13 protein-coding genes are annotated in these 18,876 nt (G+C 71.6%); 11 read left to right on the forward strand and 2 right to left on the reverse strand.

Going from position 1 to position 18,876, the window contains the following annotated elements:
* Positions 1–317: 317 nt before the first annotated feature.
* Positions 318–1,316 carry an aldo/keto reductase gene (locus TU30_RS11045; RefSeq protein WP_042167936.1) on the reverse strand — a complete coding sequence of 333 codons (999 nt, stop codon included), beginning with the start codon at positions 1,314–1,316 and terminating at the stop codon, positions 318–320.
* Between the two features lie 75 nt (positions 1,317–1,391).
* Between TU30_RS11045 and TU30_RS11050 the strand changes: the two genes are divergently transcribed.
* The 6 genes from TU30_RS11050 (at position 1,392) to serA (ending at position 11,459) form a co-directional block, all read left to right on the forward strand.
* Complete coding sequence (locus TU30_RS11050) at positions 1,392–2,342, forward strand: 2-hydroxyacid dehydrogenase (protein ID WP_107068424.1); 951 nt, start codon at positions 1,392–1,394, stop codon at positions 2,340–2,342.
* Positions 2,343–2,675: 333 nt separating this feature from the next.
* Positions 2,676–5,816: a bifunctional diguanylate cyclase/phosphodiesterase gene (locus TU30_RS11055; protein WP_042167938.1), complete on the forward strand. Its 3,141-nt coding sequence runs from the start codon at positions 2,676–2,678 to the stop codon at positions 5,814–5,816.
* A gap of 228 nt (positions 5,817–6,044) precedes the next feature.
* The gene (locus TU30_RS11060) at positions 6,045–7,937 is read left to right on the forward strand and encodes an acetolactate synthase large subunit (protein ID WP_042167941.1); all 1,893 of its coding nucleotides are present in this window, start codon (positions 6,045–6,047) and stop codon (positions 7,935–7,937) included.
* Positions 7,938–7,965: 28 nt separating this feature from the next.
* Complete coding sequence (gene ilvN / locus TU30_RS11065) at positions 7,966–8,490, forward strand: acetolactate synthase small subunit (protein ID WP_042167943.1); 525 nt, start codon at positions 7,966–7,968, stop codon at positions 8,488–8,490.
* Between the two features lie 118 nt (positions 8,491–8,608).
* On the forward strand, positions 8,609–9,607 hold the full coding sequence (gene ilvC / locus TU30_RS11070; RefSeq protein WP_042167944.1) for a ketol-acid reductoisomerase: 999 nt from the start codon (positions 8,609–8,611) through the stop codon (positions 9,605–9,607).
* A 262-nt stretch (positions 9,608–9,869) separates the two neighbouring features.
* Positions 9,870–11,459, forward strand: a complete 1,590-nt coding sequence (serA, locus tag TU30_RS11075; protein WP_042167946.1) for a phosphoglycerate dehydrogenase — start codon at positions 9,870–9,872, stop codon at positions 11,457–11,459.
* 76 nt (positions 11,460–11,535) lie between these two features.
* On the opposite strand, the gene TU30_RS11080 is transcribed toward serA, so the two are convergent.
* Positions 11,536–12,801, reverse strand: a complete 1,266-nt coding sequence (locus TU30_RS11080) for a CdaR family transcriptional regulator (RefSeq protein ID WP_107068430.1) — start codon at positions 12,799–12,801, stop codon at positions 11,536–11,538.
* A gap of 139 nt (positions 12,802–12,940) precedes the next feature.
* On the opposite strand from TU30_RS11080, the gene TU30_RS11085 reads away from it, so the two are divergent.
* The 5 genes from TU30_RS11085 to TU30_RS11100 all read left to right on the forward strand — a co-directional run bounded on the left by TU30_RS11085 (position 12,941) and on the right by TU30_RS11100 (position 18,565).
* Complete coding sequence (locus TU30_RS11085; RefSeq protein ID WP_042167950.1) at positions 12,941–13,867, forward strand: proline dehydrogenase family protein; 927 nt, start codon at positions 12,941–12,943, stop codon at positions 13,865–13,867.
* 84 nt (positions 13,868–13,951) lie between these two features.
* The gene (gene pruA / locus TU30_RS11090) at positions 13,952–15,592 is read left to right on the forward strand and encodes an L-glutamate gamma-semialdehyde dehydrogenase (RefSeq protein ID WP_042167952.1); all 1,641 of its coding nucleotides are present in this window, start codon (positions 13,952–13,954) and stop codon (positions 15,590–15,592) included.
* A gap of 336 nt (positions 15,593–15,928) precedes the next feature.
* A complete protein-coding gene (locus TU30_RS37985) occupies positions 15,929–16,060 on the forward strand; it encodes a hypothetical protein (RefSeq protein ID WP_107068425.1) in 132 nt (43 codons plus the stop codon).
* A 122-nt stretch (positions 16,061–16,182) separates the two neighbouring features.
* Positions 16,183–17,226 carry a 3-isopropylmalate dehydrogenase gene (locus tag TU30_RS11095; protein WP_042167954.1) on the forward strand — a complete coding sequence of 348 codons (1,044 nt, stop codon included), beginning with the start codon at positions 16,183–16,185 and terminating at the stop codon, positions 17,224–17,226.
* Between the two features lie 250 nt (positions 17,227–17,476).
* Entirely contained in the window at positions 17,477–18,565 is a 1,089-nt protein-coding gene (locus TU30_RS11100; protein WP_042167956.1) for a branched-chain amino acid aminotransferase, read from the forward strand.
* The last annotated feature ends 311 nt before the right edge of the window (positions 18,566–18,876 follow it).

Here is an 18,876-nt window from a genome sequence, read left to right on the forward strand (position 1 = left end):
GCCCGATCCCGGCCCGGACCCCACGATCCCGGCCCCACGATCCCGGCCCGACGGCCCCGGCCCCGGAACCCGCCTCCACGGGCCACGGCCCGCCGGCCCGCGCCGCCGGCCCGCGCGTCCGGGTCCTGCGTCTCCGGGTCCTGCGCGTCCGGGTCCTGCGTCTCCGGGTCCCGGACGTCACGATCAACCCGTCACGATCAACCCGACCGGCCGCGCCCCGGGTTCCGGTGCCACGGACTCGGCCCGGCGACCCCCGCCTCCCGGTTCCGCGCCCGTGGGCCGAACGCCCGTGACGTCCGCTCCCGCGGGCCACCGTCTCAGTCCCACGACCCCTGGACCGCGGGCAGGTCCGCGAGCTCCGCCAGGTCGGCCTCCGTCAGCCGCAGGTCCGCCGCCCCCGCGTTCTCGGCGACCCACCGCTCCTGCTTGCTGCCCGGCACCGGGATCACCTGCCGGCCCTGGGCCAGCACCCAGGCCAGGGCGACCTGCGCCGGGGTGACCTCCTCGCCGTGCCGGCGGGCGACACGGCGCAGGCCGACCACGATCGGCTGGTTCGCGGCCATCATCTCGGCGGTGAAACGGGGATGCCGGGCCCGCAGATCGTCCGCCTCGAACCCTCCGCCGGGTGTCAGCGTGCCGGTCAGGAAGCCGTTGCCCAGCGGCATCGCGGCCAGGAGACCCACACCGCGCGCCGCGCACCACGGCAGCAGCGCCTCACGCGCCTCCGGCGACCACACCGACAGCTCCGCCTCCACGGCGCTCACCGGGAAGACCTGCTGCACCCGCTCCAACTGCCGGACCGTCGCGTCGTGCAGCCGCGCCCCCGGCCGCCGCGCGGACCGCGCACCGACCGCGCAGAGCCCCAACGCCCGTACCTTTCCGGCCCGTACGAGCTCCGCCATCGCGCCCCAGGTCTCCTCGACGGGGATCTCCGGGTCCGCCCGGTGCAGCTGGTACAGGTCGATGACGTCGGTCTGCAACCGGCGCAGCGAGGCGTCGCAGGCCCTTCTCACGTACCCGGGGCGGCCGTTGGCCACGATGTGCTGATCGCCCACCAGCAGACCCACCTTCGTCGACACGAAGGCGTCACCGCGCCGCTCCTTCAACACCCGCCCCAGCAACAGCTCGTTGGTGAACGGGCCGTACATGTCGGCCGTGTCCAGCAGCGTCGACCCCAGGTCCAGGGCCCGGTGCACCGCCCTGAGCGAGTCCTCGCCGCGCTGCCGCGAGGTGCTGTAGGCCCAGCTCATCGGCATGCACCCGAGTCCGACCGCCCCCGCCGCGAGCGCCGCCGCGCCGATCGTCCTGCGCTCCACCTGGTCGTGACCCTCCCTTTCCCGGACCCCAACCTAACCTCTGGCGTCGCGGACCCCTGACGTAGCCTCCGCTGCATGACTGCTGACATATGGCTTCCCATCCCGCCGGACGAGATCGAGGGCCTTCCCGAGGGGCCGGAGTACCACTTCTGGGACGGCGCGCAGGAGTACCCGGCGGACCCGGCGGACTGCGTGTTCTACGTCGTGCCGTACATGAAGCCCGGCGACGTCGGGATGCGTCCGCTGCCGCTGATGAGCTCGGTCGAGGTCGTACAGACCCTGTCCGCCGGCGTCGACCACGTCCAGCCGGGCCTGCGCCACGTGGGCCCCGGCGTACGGCTGTGCAACGCGCGCGGCGTGCACGAGGCGAGCACGGCGGAGCTGGCGCTCGCCCTGGTCCTGGCCTCGCTGCGCGGCCTGCCCGACTTCGTACGGGCGCAGGACAAGGGGGAGTGGCTCGGCGGATTCCGGCCCGCGCTCGCCGACCGGAACGTGCTCATCGTGGGCTACGGAGCGATCGGCGCGGCCATCGAGGACCGGCTCGTTCCGTTCGAGCTCGCGCGGGTGGCGCGCGTCGCGCGCTCCGCACGCACCACGGCGCGCGGCCCGGTGCATCCGTTCGCCGAACTGCCCGCGCTGCTGCCCGAGGCGGACGTCGTCGTTCTCTCCACCCCGCTCACGGAGGCCACCCGCCACCTCGTGGACGCCGGTTTCCTGGCCCGGATGAGGGACGGCGCGCTGCTCGTCAACGTGGCCCGGGGGCCCGTCGTCGACACCTCGGCCCTGCTCACCGAGGTGGAGAGCGGCCGTATCACCGCGGCCCTCGACGTGACCGATCCCGAACCGCTCCCTTCGGAGCATCCCCTGTGGCGGGCGCCGGGCGTTCTCATCAGCCCGCACGTCGGCGGACCCACCTCCGCGTTCCGGCCACGCGCCGAGCGGCTGCTGGTGGACCAGTTGAACCGGTTCTTGAACCGGGAAGAGCTTCGCCACGTGATCCTGGTGACCGGGGCGGCAGACCTGTAGTCCACTTCGAGCACCGTCCGCGTTTTTTCGGATGCGGCGGGTACCCATATATCAGGTGATCGTCACGGAGCGTAGAGAAGCTATGTCCCTGAGTGACGATACTGGTGTATCGTCCCGACAGGGGCAGCGCCGCTGACCGATCGGCGCGGGGGATTGGCATTGCAGACTGTGAGGGGGGCGACGGGCGATGTACGGCCTATGGACAGGCGATCCGACGCGATTGAGCCGCCGTCGGCGACCCTGGCGCACGACCGCGCGCAGCCGGGGCCACCACGGCGGTCACCGCACCCGCGCTCACCCCGCCCGCAGCGGCGACCGCCCCGGGAGGAGCCGGTGAGCGCGCCGGCCGCCACGACCACGCTCGACGGAGGGGTGCGGGCCCACCCCGCCCCGGAAGCGCTGCTGCCCGGCCCGCCGGCCGCGGCCCGTCCGCAGGGGCTGCTGCCGCAGCTCGTCCTCGCCGTCGTCTGCGCGGCCTACGCGATCGGAGCGGCCTTCGGCTGGGGATCGGACCGACTCGCGCTGATCATGGGTGATTTCGGACTGAGCGCCGCGGCGGCCGCGGCCGCCGTCTCCTGCATCCTGTACGCGCGCGGCCCCCGCGTCCGCTTCCGGCCCGCCTGGCTGCTGTTCGGCATCTCCTCCGCCATGGCCTCCCTCGGCAATCTCGTCTGGGGGTGGTACGAGGTCGTCCTCGGACTCCCCGTGCCCAGCCCCAGCTACGCCGACCTGTTCTTCCTGTGCTTCGCGCCGCCCGCCATCGTGGGGCTGCTGGTGCTCGCCAAACGGCCCGTGACCAAGGCCGGCTGGGTCTGCCTGGGTCTGGACGCCTGGCTGATCGGCGGCTCCCTGCTCACGCTCGCGTGGAGCCTCGCACTCGCCCGGACCGCGCAGGCCGGGGGCGAGGACGTGGCGCACACCGCGCTGTCCCTGGCGTATCCGCTGCTCGACATCGCCCTGGTCAGCATGGTGCTGGCACTGCACTTCCGGCGGTCGGCGGTCAACCGGTCCGCGGTCAACACCGCGATCGGCGCGCTCGCGCTCACCGTGATGTGCGACGCCCTGTTCACCTCCCCGCTGCTGCACGACACCTACCGCTCGGGACAACTGCTCGACGCGGGCTGGTTCGCCGGCTCACTGCTCCTGGCGTACGCGCCCTGGACCCGTCCCCGGGGCGGCCGGCCCGAGGACGAGGGGCACACGCGCGTGGTGCGCGGGCACCTGCCCGGACCGCGCGGCGGACCGGATCCCCGGGCGAACGGACACCGGGCCACGGGCGATCCGGGGCACCGCGCGGTCCACGGGACGGCCCATGACACGGCTCACGACACGATCCACCCCCCGGCCCACCACCCGTACCCCCGCCACCCGTACCACCACCAGAACCTCCGGCATCCGGCCGCGCCCGGTGGCGAGCGCGGGCGGTATCCGGTCTCCCGGCCCATCGCGGGCTCCCTCGGCGCGCTCGCGCCGTACCTCGCCGCCGCGGTGTGCACCCTGGGGATCCTCTACACCGTCCTCAACGGCCGCAGCGTCGACCGCGTGGTCCTGTTCACCGGCGGCACCGTGGTGCTCGCGCTCGTCGTGCGCCAGGGCATCATGCTGCTGGACAACATCACCCTCACCCAGGAACTGGCCCACAAGGAGAACCACTTCCGCTCCCTGGTGCAGGGATCCAGCGACGTCATCATGATCGCCGCGCCGAGCGGCATCCTCCGCTACGTCTCCCCGGCCGCCGCCGGCGTGTACGGCCGCCCCGCGGAGGACCTGGTGGGGACGGAACTGGCGCAGCTCATCCACCCCGAGGACCTGGACTGTGTCGTGCACGAGGTACGCCGGTTCCTCGCCGCCGGTCCGGCCGAGGAACCCACCACGCGCATCGAGTGCCGGTTCCGCTCCGGTGACGACGGCTGGCTGAACGTGGAATCGACCGTCAACCGGCACCACGGCGGCCTCATCTTCAACAGCCGGGACGTCACCGAGCGCGTGCGGCTCCAGGCGCAGCTCCAGCACAACGCCGAGCACGACCCGCTCACCGACCTGCCCAACCGCTCCCTGTTCACCCGGCGCGTCCAGCAGGCCCTCTCCGGCCGCCGGGCCTCCGACCGGGGCGCCGCCCTCAGGGGCACGGCCGTGCTCTTCATCGACCTCGACGGCTTCAAGGCCGTCAACGACACCATCGGCCACCAGGCCGGCGACGAACTGCTGATCCACGCCGCCCGCAGACTCCGGGACGCGGTCCGCAAGGGCGACACCGCCTCCCGGCTGGGCGGCGACGAGTTCGCCGCGCTGATCGTGGGCGACGGCGCCCGCGACCGGGAGGCCCGCGAGCGGCACATCCTGGAGCTCGCCGACCGTCTCAGGGTGACCCTCTCCCAGCCCTACCTCATCGACGGCAACGATGTCCGGGTCAACGCCTCCATCGGTGTCGCCTTCGCCGAACCGTCCCTCGGCGCGGGCGAGTTGCTGCGCAACGCGGACCTCGCCATGTACCGGGCCAAGGCCGGCGGCAAGGGCCGGGTGGAGCTCTACCGGCCGCAGATGCAGCAGGACGTCGTCCGCCGGGCGGAGCTGGCCACCCGGCTGCGCGCCGCGCTGCACGACGGCGAGTTCGCGCTGCTGCACCAGCCGGTGGTGTCCCTCCAGGACGGCAGGATCACCTCGGTCTGCGCCCAGGCGCGTTGGCGCTCCTCGCAGGGCGCGCTCTTCACCCCCGGGGAGTTCCTGCGCGTCGCCGAGGACAGCGAGAAGACCGCCGAACTGGGCCGCTGGCTGCTCGAGGAGGCCGTGGAACAGGCCGCCGAACGGCAGGCGACAGGCGTGGCGGTGCCCGTGGCGGTCCGGGTCGGTGCCCGCCGGCTCCTCGACCGCTCGCTGCCGCTCGGCTCCATCGAGGCCCTGCTCACCCGGCACGGACTGCCCTTCGGCTCACTGGTCGTCGAGGTGGCCGAGACCGACCCGCGGGTCTGCCTGGACGAGCTGGAGCGCCGGCTGGCCGCGCTCAAGCGGGTCGGCGTCCGGATCGCCCTGGACGGCTTCGGCGGTGGCTGTGCGGCGATCCCCGCTCTCAGGCGCCTTCCCGTCGACGTACTGAAACTCGACCGCAGCCTGGTCGAGGGCGTGGTCGAGTCCGCGCGGCTGTACAAGATCACCAGTGGGCTGCTGCGGATCGCCGGGGACCTGGGCATGCAGTCCGTGGCCGACGGAGTGGACCTGCCCGAGCAGGTCGTCGCCCTGCGCGCGATGGGATGCACGCACGGTCAGGGCATGGCCTTCTCCGGACCGCTGGACGAGTACCGGCTGCGCAGAGCACTCGGCACCGGCCGCTGTCCGGTGCCGCACGGACCGGCCGAACCCGTGTACGCGGGCAGGGGCTCCGGAGGCTCGGGAGGGTACGCGTCGGGGGTCGCCTCGGTGCTCCGCACCGGTGCGGTCCTGCGCTCACATGATGAGACTCCCGTCCCACCCACTTGACAGTCGGTGCGCGCCGGGGGGAAGGTCAGTGCCATGCGCACCCGAATTCTCGTACTTGGACAGCGCGTCGGCCGACGCTGAGCATCGCCTGCTCAACGCCCCCGCCCGACGCGCTCCCCTCGCTTGCCTCATGGCACGAGGGGTTTTTTGTTGCACCAGCACCCGTCGCACCGTCCGCGCACACCGCGCGAACCTCGCAAAAACCCTCAGCATCGAGAAGAGAAGCCGATGACCGAGCAGGCCACCGGGGCCCACCCGCAGCCGCGGCCCCGATCCGGAGGACAGCAGTCCGCCCCCGAGAGCGTGACGGGCGCGCAATCCCTCATCCGCTCGCTCGAGGAGGTCGGCGCCGACACGGTATTCGGCATTCCCGGCGGTGCGATCCTTCCCGCCTACGACCCGCTGATGGACTCCACGCGGGTGCGCCACGTCCTGGTCCGGCACGAGCAGGGCGCGGGCCACGCGGCCACCGGGTACGCGCAGGCCACCGGCAAGGTCGGCGTCTGCATGGCGACCTCGGGCCCGGGCGCCACCAACCTGGTCACCCCGATCGCCGACGCGCACATGGACTCCGTGCCGGTGGTCGCGATCACCGGCCAGGTCGCCTCCAAGGCGATCGGCACGGACGCCTTCCAGGAGGCGGACATCGTCGGCATCACCATGCCGATCACCAAGCACAACTTCCTGGTCACCAAGGCCAAGGACATCCCGCGGGTGATCGCCGAGGCCTTCCACATCGCCGCCACCGGCCGCCCCGGCCCGGTGCTCGTGGACATCGCCAAGGACGCCCTCCAGGCGCGGACCACCTTCTCCTGGCCGCCCACCATGGACCTGCCCGGCTACCGGCCCGTCACCAAGCCGCACGCCAAGCAGATCCGCGAGGCCGCCAAGCTCGTCACCTCCGCGAAGCGGCCGGTCCTCTACGTCGGCGGCGGCGTCATCAAGGCCCGGGCCACGGCCGAGCTGAAGGTCCTCGCGGAACTCACCGGAGCGCCCGTCACCACCACCCTGATGGGGCTCGGCGCATTCCCCGACAGCCACCCGCTGCACGTGGGAATGCCGGGCATGCACGGTGCGGTCACCGCCGTCACCGCGCTGCAGAAGGCCGACCTGATCGTCGCCCTCGGCGCCCGCTTCGACGACCGCGTCACCGGCAAGCTGGACAGCTTCGCCCCGTACGCCAAGATCGTCCACGCCGACATCGACCCGGCCGAGATCGGCAAGAACCGGGCTGCCGACGTGCCGATCGTCGGGGACGCCCGCGAGGTCCTGGCCGACCTCGTCCAGGCCGTCCAGAAGGAACACGCGGAGGGCCACCGGGGCGACTACACCGCCTGGTGGAAGGACCTGAGCCGCTGGCGCGACACCTACCCCCTGGGCTACGACCAGCCCGAGGACGGTTCGCTCTCCCCGCAGCAGGTCATCGAGCGCATCGGACAGCTGGCCCCCGAGGGCACGATCTTCGCCGCCGGCGTCGGCCAGCACCAGATGTGGGCGGCCCACTTCGTCCAGTACGAGAAGCCCGCCACCTGGCTGAACTCCGGCGGTGCCGGAACCATGGGCTACGCCGTCCCGGCGGCCATGGGCGCCAAGGCCGGACAGCCCGGCCGGGCCGTCTGGGCGATCGACGGCGACGGCTGCTTCCAGATGACCAACCAGGAACTCACCACCTGCGCCCTGAACAACATCCCGATCAAGGTCGCCATCATCAACAACGGCGCCCTCGGGATGGTCCGCCAGTGGCAGACCCTGTTCTACAACCAGCGTTACTCCAACACCGTGCTGCACTCCGGTCCCATCGAGGCGGGCCGTGCCCCCACCGACCTGGGCAGCGGCTCGGCGGTGGGTCCCGGCACCGAGCGGAGCGCCGGCACCCGGGTCCCCGACTTCGTCAAGCTGTCGGAGGCCATGGGCTGCTACGCGATCCGCTGCGAGGACCCGGCGGACCTCGACAAGGTCATCGAGGAGGCGAACTCGATCAACGACCGCCCGGTCGTCGTGGACTTCATCGTCCACCAGGACGCCATGGTGTGGCCGATGGTCGCCGCCGGCACCTCCAACGACGAGATCATGGCCGCCCGCGACGTCCGTCCCGACTTCGGCGACAACGAAGACGACTGAGCCGGGAAGAGCGAAGAGGAAACCCGACATGTCCAAGCACACGCTCTCCGTCCTGGTGGAGAACACCCCCGGCATCCTGGCCCGGATCGCCGCGCTGTTCTCCCGCCGCGGCTTCAACATCGACTCGCTCGCGGTCGGCGTCACCGAGCACCCCGACATCTCCCGCATCACCATCGTGGTGAGCGTCGACGAGTTCCCGCTGGAGCAGGTGACCAAGCAGCTCAACAAGCTCGTCAACGTGCTGAAGATCGTCGAGCTCGAACCCGGGCAGGCCGTTCAGCGCGAACTCGTCCTGGTGAAGGTGCGCGCCGACAACGAGACGCGTTCCCAGATCGTCGAGATCGTCCAGCTCTTCCGGGCCAAGACCGTGGACGTCTCCCCGGAGGCCGTGACCATCGAGGCCACCGGCAGCAGCGACAAGCTGTCCGCCATGCTGAAGATGCTGGAACCGTTCGGCATCAAGGAACTGGTCCAGTCCGGCACGATCGCGATCGGACGCGGCGCCCGTTCGATCACCGACCGATCGCTGCGCGCACTCGACCGGTCGGCGTAAGACGGAAACGGGCGGCCGGCGACACTCCGGCCGCCCGTATTCCGAGACTCCGAACCTCCCCCTCCCCTCACCGTCATACGGTGGGACGCGACACCTGCACACAAGGAGAGAACCCAAAGTGGCCGAGCTGTTCTACGACGCCGACGCCGACCTGTCCATCATCCAGGGCCGCAAGGTCGCGGTCATCGGTTACGGCAGCCAGGGCCACGCCCACGCCCTGTCGCTGCGCGACTCCGGCGTCGACGTGCGCGTCGGTCTGCACGAGGGCTCGAAGTCCAGGGCCAAGGCCGAGGAGCAGGGCCTGCGGGTGGTGAGCCCGTCCGAGGCCGCCGCCGAGGCCGACGTCATCATGATCCTCGTCCCGGACCCGATCCAGGCCCAGGTCTACGAGGAGCACATCAAGGGCAACCTGAAGGACGGCGACGCCCTGTTCTTCGGCCACGGCCTGAACATCCGCTACGGCTTCATCAAGCCCCCGGCCGGCGTGGACGTCTGCATGGTCGCCCCGAAGGGCCCGGGCCACCTGGTGCGCCGTCAGTACGAGGAGGGCCGCGGCGTCCCCTGCATCGCCGCCGTCGAGCAGGACGCCACGGGAGGCGGCTTCGCGCTGGCCCTGTCGTACGCGAAGGGCATCGGCGGCACCCGCGCCGGCGTCATCAGGACGACCTTCACCGAGGAGACCGAGACCGACCTGTTCGGTGAGCAGGCCGTCCTCTGCGGTGGCACCGCGGCGCTGGTCAAGGCGGGCTTCGAGACCCTGACCGAGGCCGGCTACCAGCCGGAGATCGCCTACTTCGAGTGCCTGCACGAGCTGAAGCTGATCGTCGACCTCATGTACGAGGGCGGCCTGGAGAAGATGCGCTGGTCGATCTCCGAGACCGCCGAGTGGGGCGACTACGTCACCGGCCCGCGGATCATCACCGACGCCACCAAGGCCGAGATGAAGAAGGTCCTCGCCGAGATCCAGGACGGCACCTTCGCCCAGCAGTGGATGGACGAGTACCACGGCGGTCTGAAGAAGTACAACGAGTACAAGAAGCAGGACAGCGAGCACCTGCTGGAGACCACCGGCAAGGAGCTGCGCAAGCTCATGAGCTGGGTCGACGAAGAGGCGTGAGCCGCACGGCCGGGGCCGGGGCGACGCGCTCCGGCCCCGGCCGAACCCGGGGTAACGTCGGTGGTACGGCGTTGTCCGTCCCGTCCTGCCACGGACGGGTGATCCTTCCGAAGCGGCGTAAGACGACGCCCTCGGCGCCACTAGACTGCTGCACTACATACGCGTCAGGCCCACAGCGTCGTGCGTCTTCCACGCGGCTAGCACTTCTTCACCGCATGCGGCCGTCGGGACGGCCGTCCGCATTGGACATGTGAGGACTCACGTGAGCTCGAAACCTGCCGTACTCATCGCCGAAGAACTGTCGCCCGCGACCGTGGACGCGCTCGGCCCGGACTTCGAGATCCGCCACTGCAACGGAGCGGACCGCGCCGAACTGCTGCCGGCCATCGCCGACGTGGACGCGATCCTGATCCGCTCGGCAACCAAGGTCGACGCCGAGGCCATCGCCGCCGCGAGGAAGCTCAAGGTCGTCGCGCGGGCCGGCGTCGGCCTGGACAACGTCGACGTCTCCGCCGCCACCAAGGCCGGCGTGATGGTGGTCAACGCGCCCACCTCGAACATCGTGACCGCCGCGGAACTCGCGTGCGGTCTGGTCATCGCCACCGCGCGCAACATTCCGCAGGCCAACGCCGCGCTGAAGAACCACGAGTGGAAGCGCAGCAAGTACACGGGCGTCGAGCTCGCCGAGAAGACCCTTGGAGTCGTGGGTCTGGGCCGGATCGGCGCCCTCGTCGCGCAGCGCATGTCCGCCTTCGGCATGAAGGTCGTCGCCTACGACCCCTACGTGCAGCCCGCCCGGGCCGCGCAGATGGGCGTCAAGGTGCTGTCGCTGGACGAGCTGCTCGAGGTCTCCGACTTCATCACCGTCCACCTGCCCAAGACCCCCGAGACGCTCGGCCTGATCGGTGACGAGGCGCTGCGCAAGGTCAAGCCGAGCGTGCGCGTCATCAACGCCGCGCGCGGCGGCATCGTCGACGAGGAGGCGCTGTACGCGGCGCTCAAGGAGGGCCGCGTCGCCGGCGCCGGCCTGGACGTGTACGCGAAGGAGCCCTGCACGGACTCCCCGCTCTTCGAGTTCGACCAGGTCGTCTGCACCCCGCACCTCGGTGCGTCCACCGACGAGGCCCAGGAGAAGGCCGGCATCGCCGTCGCCCGCTCGGTGCGCCTCGCGCTCGCCGGCGAGCTGGTCCCGGACGCGGTGAACGTGCAGGGCGGCGTCATCGCCGAGGACGTCAAGCCGGGCCTGCCGCTCGCCGAGCGCCTCGGCCGGATCTTCACGGCGCTGGCCGGCGAGGTCGCCGTCCGTCTCGACGTCGAGGTGTACGGCGAGATCACCCAGCACGACGTGAAGGTGCTCGAACTCTCCGCGCTCAAGGGCGTCTTCGAGGACGTCGTCGACGAGACGGTGTCCTACGTGAACGCGCCGCTGTTCGCCCAGGAGCGGGGTGTCGAGGTCCGGCTGACCACCAGCTCCGAGTCCGCCGACCACCGCAACGTCGTCACGGTGCGCGGCACCCTGGCCGACGGCGAGGAGATCGCGGTCTCCGGCACGCTGGCCGGTCACAAGAACGTCCAGAAGATCGTCGCGGTCGGCGAGTACGACGTGGACCTCGCGCTCGCGGACCACATGGCCGTGCTGCGCTACGAGGACCGCCCCGGTGTCGTCGGCACCGTGGGCCGGGTCTTCGGCGAGGCCGGCATCAACATCGCCGGCATGCAGGTCGCGCGCGCCGCGGCCGGCGGCGAGGCCCTCGCCGTCCTGACCGTCGACGACACGGTGCCCTCCGCGGTCCTGGCCGAGCTCGCGGCGGAGATCGGCGCCACGTCGGCCCGCTCGGTGGAGCTCGTCTGACACGTCCGGTACGGCTGTTCGAAGGCGCCGGGGGACCGAGACTGCTCGGTCCCCCGGCGCCTTTCGTGGAACCGCCCTACAGCCGCGCGCCCTTGAGAGCCATGTGCAGCAGCAGCCGGTCCTCGCCGTCGTCCAGGTCCAGGCCCGTGACCTGTTCGATCCGGGACAGGCGGTAGTAGAGGGTCTGGCGGTGGATGCCCAGCTCGGCGGCCGTGCGGCCGGCCTGGCCCGCCTGGTCGAGGTAGGTCTCGGCGGTCCGGGCGAGTTCCCGGTGCACCGGGAGGAGCAGGGGGCCGACGGCGGGGTCGGGGGCGGCCCGGCGGGGCAGCGCGGTCAGGAGCCGGTAGGGGCCGATCGACGACCAGCGGGCGACCGGGCCCAGGCGGGGCTCGGCCAGGGCCGCGCGGGCCGCCGCCGACGCCTCGCCCCAGGCGGTGGACAGGCCGACGAGGCCGGAGCGGGGCGTGGCGATCCCGGCGGCCGGGGCGGCCGGGGCGGTCGCGGCAGTCGTCCCCGGCGCGGCGGGCCGGTGTCCGGGGCCGTTCGCGCGGGTCCGCTCGAGCAGCCGGGCGGCGGCCGCCGTCGCCGGGGTCAGCACGTCCGGGGCGCGCAGCCGCAGCAGCAGGGCCAGCGACACGTCCGAGGCCCCCCACGGCAGGGTGCACAGGGCCGTGGCGCCCGGCACCGTACGCACCGACGGGGCGTCCTCGGGGCCGGCGGAGGACCACGGGGCCACGCACACCAGCGTGTACGGGCCGTCGGCGCGGCCGCCCAGGGCACCGCGCAGCTCGGCGACCGCCAGATCGCGCTGCCCGTCGCGCTCCGCGCCGAGCACCGCCCGCAGCTCGCGGGTCAGGTCGGCACCGTGCTGCGCCTCGTCGGCGAGCAGCGCCCCGATCCGGGCGGTCACCCCCATCGCCGCGCCCAGCTGCTCCTCGGAGGGGCCCGGCTCGTAGTCGAGCAGCCAGACATAGCCGAGGACGACGCCCCGATGACGTACCGGCAGACAGACCCGGCCCCGGTGCACACCCGCCTCCGGAGTGCGCGGGATGCGGACCGGGCCCGTCGCCCGGGTGATGCCGAACCCCTCGAACCACGCCCGGACGGCGGCCGTCGAACGGCGGGTGAGGATCGAGCGGGTGCGCACCGGGTCGAGGACGGACGGATCGAGCTCGCCCTCGCTGTCGTACGCGCCGAAGGCGAGCAGCTCGAAGTCACGGTTCTCCAGGGTCGCCGGAGCGCCGAGCAGCTCCGAGATCTCGTCCACCAGCTCCTGGTAGTCATCCCTGTGTTCCGACGTCACCCCGGCATTGTCCCGCAGAACCGCGCCACCTTCATACATCTGTCTGAGATCGGCGGTACGGATGCGTGACAGCTGTCGATGGCCCACGATCGGATGGATCCCTAGGTTTCACGGTGGTTCTCCGTGCCGTACCCGAAGCGTCGGGGCACGGCCATTTCGCAGCTTGTGGAGGTGCCCCGTGCTGGGTCCCGTGATTCTCGCCGCCTCGCGCAGCGACCGGATGCGTCGCCTCGTCTCGGCGGCCCCGGTGACCAAGCAGGTCGTCGACCGCTTCATCCCCGGTGAGACCGTGGACGAGATCCTGCCCGTCATCGAGGAGCTCGCCGGCAACGGCCTGGAGCTGACGATGGACGTCGTCGGCGAGGACATCACCACTCCCGAGCAGGCCACCGCCGCGCGCGACGCCTACCTGGAGCTCATCGGCCGGCTCGGCCCGCTGGAGCTCGGTGCCCGCGCCGAGATGTCGGTGAAGCTGTCGATGTTCGGCCAGGCGCTCCCCGGCGGCCACGAACTCGCGCTCGCCAACGTCCGCCCGGTCGTCGAGGCCGCCGCCGCGATCGGTACCACGGTCACCCTCGACGCCGAGGACCACACCACCCTCGACTCGATGTTCGCCATCCACGACGAGCTGCGCGGGGACTTCCCGCAGACCGGCTGCGTCATCCAGGCCTACCTCTTCCGCACGCAGGAGGACGCGCGCCGCCTCGCCGCGAACGGCAGTCGCGTACGGTTGGTGAAGGGCGCCTACAAGGAGCCCGCAGAGGTCGCCCACCAGCACAAGCACGAGATCGACAAGGCGTACGTGCGCATCCTGCGGACGCTGATGGAGGGCGAGGGGTACCCGATGATCGGGTCCCACGACCCGCGCCTGATCTCCATCACCCAGGAACTGGCCCGCACCGCCGGACGCAAGCCCGACGAGTACGAGTTCCAGATGCTCTACGGCATCCGCGGCGAGGAGCACCTGCGGCTGGCCGCCGAAGGCCACCGCATGCGCGTCTACACGGCCTACGGCACCGACTGGTACGGCTACTTCATGCGCCGTCTGGCGGAGAAGCCGGCGAACCTGCGCTTCTTCCTGCGCTCGATGGTCAGCAAGGGCTGAGCCCGAGCACCGACGCCCGGGCATCCGACGGCTCGAGCACCACCGCTCAAGCACCCGCAGCTCAACTCAAGGAGTACGGAACCCATGGACGCTGTGACCCAGGTCCCCACGCCCGTCAACGAGCCGGTGCACGGCTACGCCCCCGGCTCACCCGAACGCGCCCGGCTGGAGGCCAAGCTCAAGGAACTGGCCGACAACCCCGTCGACCTGCCCTGCACCATCGGCGGCGAGAAGCGGATGGGCGGCGGCGAGCGGTTCGACGTCGTACAGCCGCACAACCACAAGGCGCGCCTGGGCACCTACGCCAACGCCACCCAGCAGGACGCCCAGGACGCGATCGACGCCGCCCTGGCCGCCGCCCCGGCCTGGCGCGCGATGTCCTTCGACGACCGGGCCGCGATCATCCTGCGCGCCGCCGAACTGCTGTCCGGCCCCTGGCGCGAGACCATCGCCGCCTCCACCATGCTCGGCCAGTCCAAGACCGCGCAGCAGGCCGAGATCGACAGCCCCTGCGAGCTGATCGACTTCTGGCGGTTCAACGTCCACTACGCGCGCGGCATCCTCGCCGAGCAGCCGCCGGCCAACTCGCCGGGCGTGTGGAACCGCATGGACCACCGCCCGCTGGAGGGCTTCGTCTACGCGATCACGCCGTTCAACTTCAGCGCCATCGCCGCCAACCTGCCCACCGCGCCCGCGCTGATGGGCAACGTCGTGCTGTGGAAGCCCTCCCCGACCCAGACCCACGCCGCGGTGCTGCTGATGCGGCTGCTGGAGGAGGCCGGGCTGCCCAAGGGCGTCATCAACCTCGTCACCGGTGACGGCGTCGAGGTCTCCAAGGTCGCCCTCGAGCACCGCGACCTCGCGGGCATCCACTTCACCGGCTCGACCAAGACCTTCCAGCACCTGTGGAAGACGGTCGGCAACAACATCGAGAAGTACCGCACCTACCCGCGCCTGGTCGGCGAGACCGGCGGCAAGGACTTCCTGGTCGCCCACCCGAGCGCCGACCGCGCCGTGCTCAAGACCGCCCTGACCCGCGGCGCCTTCGAGTACCAGGGCCAGAAGTGCTCCGCCACCTCGCGCGCGTACATCCCGGCGTCGATCTGGAACGACGGCTTCAAGGAGGAGTTCGCCGCCGAGGTCGACCACCTCACCATGGGCGACGTCACCGACCTGTCGAACTTCCTCGGCGCCGTCATCGACGAGCGGTCCTTCGCCAAGAACAAGGCCGCCATCGACCGGGCCAAGGAGGACCCGTCCTGCACCATCGTCGCGGGCGGCTCCTACGACGACTCGGTCGGCTACTTCGTCCGCCCGACCGTCGTCGAGTGTTCCGACCCGGAGAACGAGGTCTTCCGCACCGAGTACTTCGGCCCGTTCCTCGCCGTCCACGTGTACGACGACAGCACGGCCGACGCGTACGACGCGATGCTGACCCAGATGGAGTCGGTGTCCGACTACGCGCTGACCGGATCGGTCGTCTCGGGCGACCGCGCGGCTGCCGCGTACACGATGGAGAAGCTGCGCTACGCGGCGGGCAACTTCTACATCAACGACAAGTCGACCGGCGCCGTCGTCGGCCAGCAGCCCTTCGGCGGCGGCCGCGCCTCCGGCACCAACGACAAGGCCGGCGCCCCGCAGAACCTGATGCGCTGGACGCTGACCCGCGCCATCAAGGAGACGCTGGTCCCGCCGACCGACTACGCGTACCCGCACATGGGCTGACACCCCGGCACCGGGACACCTCCGTACCGTTGCCGCGGTCCCGCCGGACGGGCCAGGTCTGCAGACCTGGCCCGTCCGGCGTTTTCGCAGGTCACTGCGGTGTGACCGGGTCCACCATCTCAGATGGTAGGAAGTCCGAGTAAGTGTGCAGACAGATGCGCCGGGTCCCCTTATTTTTGTAGGAGCCGAACGTCTCGCTCGACCAGGCGAACGGCGGTAGCGAGCCGGGCCCCGTGCAGGCAACCCCTGCGGCCCCCGCTCCCCGCCCCTTCCGGTGACGCGTTTCCCCCGCTGCGCCCGCGCGCATTCCCGGCTTGTCGAAGGAGTCGATTCCCCATGGCCGAGACCACTGTCCGCCGCCGTGTCCGCCACGCCACCCCCACGAGCGAGTCCGACCGCAAGAACGCCGCCGCCGCCCTCCAGCGCGCCCTCGACCGCCGCGACAACGGCGGCTCCACCGGTCACTGAGCCGCGCCGCCGAGCCGCGCCACTGGGCGCGGGCACATTGGAGCGCGGCCTCCTCTCCCGTACGGGTGTCCGTATCCCGGACGGTCCGTGTCAGAGCATGGGACGAGGAGTAGGGTGCCCGCATGTCTCGCAGCATCAATCTCGCAGTGATCCCCGGTGACGGCATCGGCCAGGAAGTCGTGGCCGAAGGCCTGAAGGTGCTCTCCGCCGTCCTCCCGCAGGACGTGAAGCTGGAGACCAAGGAGTACGACTTCGGCGCCCGGCGCTACCACGCCACCGGTGAGACCCTCACCGACGCCGATCTCGACGCGCTGAAGCGGCACGACGCCATCCTGCTCGGCGCCATCGGTGACCCCGGCGTCCCCTCCGGCGTCCTGGAGCGGGGGTTCCTGCTGAAGCTCCGCTTCGCCTTCGACCACCATGTGAACCTGCGGCCGTCGAAGCTCCTGCCGGGCGTGGTCACACCGCTCGCGGGGCAGCCGGAGATCGACTTCGTCGTCGTCCGCGAGGGCACCGAGGGCCCCTACACCGGCAACGGCGGCACCATCCGCAAGGGCACCGAGCACGAGGTCGCCACCGAGGTCTCCGTGAACACGGCCTTCGGTGTCGAGCGCGTCGTCCGCGACGCCTTCGCCCGCGCCCAGGCCCGCCCCCGCAAGAAGCTCACACTGGTCCACAAGAACAACGTGCTGACCTTCGCCGGCCACCTGTGGACGAACGTCTTCGACAAGGTGGCCCAGGAGTACCCCGAGGTCACCACCGACTACATCCACGTCGACGCCGCGACGATCTACCTCGTCACCCAGCCCGAGCGCTTCGACGTGATCGTCACCGACAACCTCTTCGGCGACATCATCACCGACCTCGCCGCGGCCGTCTCCGGCGGCATCGGCGTCGCCGCCAGCGGGAACATCAACCCGTCCGGCGCCTTCCCGTCCATGTTCGAGCCCGTGCACGGTTCGGCACCGGACATCGCGGGCCAGGGCAAGGCCGACCCCAGCGCCACGGTCCTGTCCGTCGCCCTCCTCCTGCGCCACCTCGGCCACGACGCCGAGGCCACCCGTATCGAGGACGCCGTCTCCGCCGACCTCGCGGAGCGCGGCGGCCTGCCCGCACGCAGCACCTCCGAGATCGGCGACGCGCTCGCCGTACGCGTAGCCGGCTGACCTGGCGCGCACACTCGACACCACTCGAAGCCGCCGGTCGCGACCGCCCGGCGGCTTCCGCATGTCCCCGCCGGGTGCCACCATCGACCACCGGGCCGCATTCACCCCGTATTTCCTCCTCCGCCGCCTCCGGGCGATAATCGAACACGGAGCCGCGGATTGAGGGAATGCTCGGACGTCCTACCACTGGCCACCGGCCGTACGGGCGTGAGCGCGGCCCGTCACTACAACCGGTGAAGGACACCCACTCATGACCACGCCCACGATCGAGCTCAAGCCCTCCGCCCACCCCCTCTCGGACGCCGAGCGGGAGGCGATCCTGGCGGACCCGGGGTTCGGCCGCCACTTCACCGATCACATGGTGACGATCAAGTGGACCGAGGGCCGGGGCTGGCACGACGGGCAGCTCGTCCCGTACGCGCCGATCCCCCTCGACCCGGCGACCCACGTCCTGCACTACGCGCAGGAGATCTTCGAGGGCCTGAAGGCCTACCGCCGGCCCGACGGGTCCGTCGCCACCTTCCGCCCCGAGAAGAACGCCGAGCGGTTCCAGCGCTCCGCCCGACGCCTCGCGATGCCCGAGCTGCCGGTGGAGACGTTCATCGCGGCGTGCGACGCCCTGGTCGGGCAGGACAAGGCCTGGGTGCCGGCGCACGGCGGTGAGGAATCCCTCTACCTGCGCCCGTTCATGATCGCGACCGAGGTCGGGCTGGGCGTGAAGCCCGCCAACGAGTACCTGTTCCTGGTGATCGCCTCCCCGGCCGGCGCCTACTTCCCCGGAGGTGTGCGGCCGGTCTCCATCTGGGTCTCCGAGGACCGGGTGCGCGCCGTCCCCGGCGGCATGGGCGACGCCAAGACGGGCGGCAACTACGCGGCCTCCCTGCTCGCCCAGGCCGAGGCCGCGGCCAAGGGCTGCGACCAGGTCTGCTACCTCGACGCCGTGGAGCACTCCTGGGTCGAGGAACTCGGCGGCATGAACCTGTACTTCGTCTACGGGGACAGGATCGTCACCCCCGAGCTCAGCGGCTCCATCCTGGAGGGCGTCACCCGTGACACGCTGCTGAGCGTCGCCCGCGACCTCGGCTACCAGGCCGTCGAGGAGCGGGTCTCGGTCGAGCAGTGGCAGCGCGACACCGAGAACGGCACCCTCACCGAGGTCTTCGCCTGCGGCACCGCGGCCGTCATCACGCCCGTCGGCACTGTCAAGCGGGCCGGTGGCGAATGGCAGCAGAGCGGCGGCGAACCCGGCGAGGTCACCCTGCGCCTGCGCCAGGCCCTGCTCGACATCCAGCGCGGCACGGCCGACGACAGGCACGGCTGGATGCACCCGCTGGGCTGAGGGCTCCTTTCCCTCTGGGCGTCCGGTCGGGCCGCGTGGTCCGGTGCCGTGCGTCGCAAGGCGCCGGAGAGCTCTCGTAGCCGAGCCACCAGGGCTTTTCGGCAACGCGGCGAGGCGCGGTGCCGGGCCGCGCGACCCGGGCGGGCAGAGGGAGGGAACCCCTGAGCCCGTACGCGCCTGCCGGACCGCGCACCGCAGCGGTCCGGCAGGCGCGCGGCCCACCGGTCCCGGGCCCGCCGCCCCCGCTTTCCCGGTCCCGGGCCCGCCGCCCCCGCTTTCCCGGTCCCGGGCCCGCCGCCCCCGCTTTCCCG

This window comes from Streptomyces sp. NBRC 110035 (genome assembly GCF_000829695.1).
Lineage (GTDB): Bacteria > Actinomycetota > Actinomycetes > Streptomycetales > Streptomycetaceae > Streptomyces.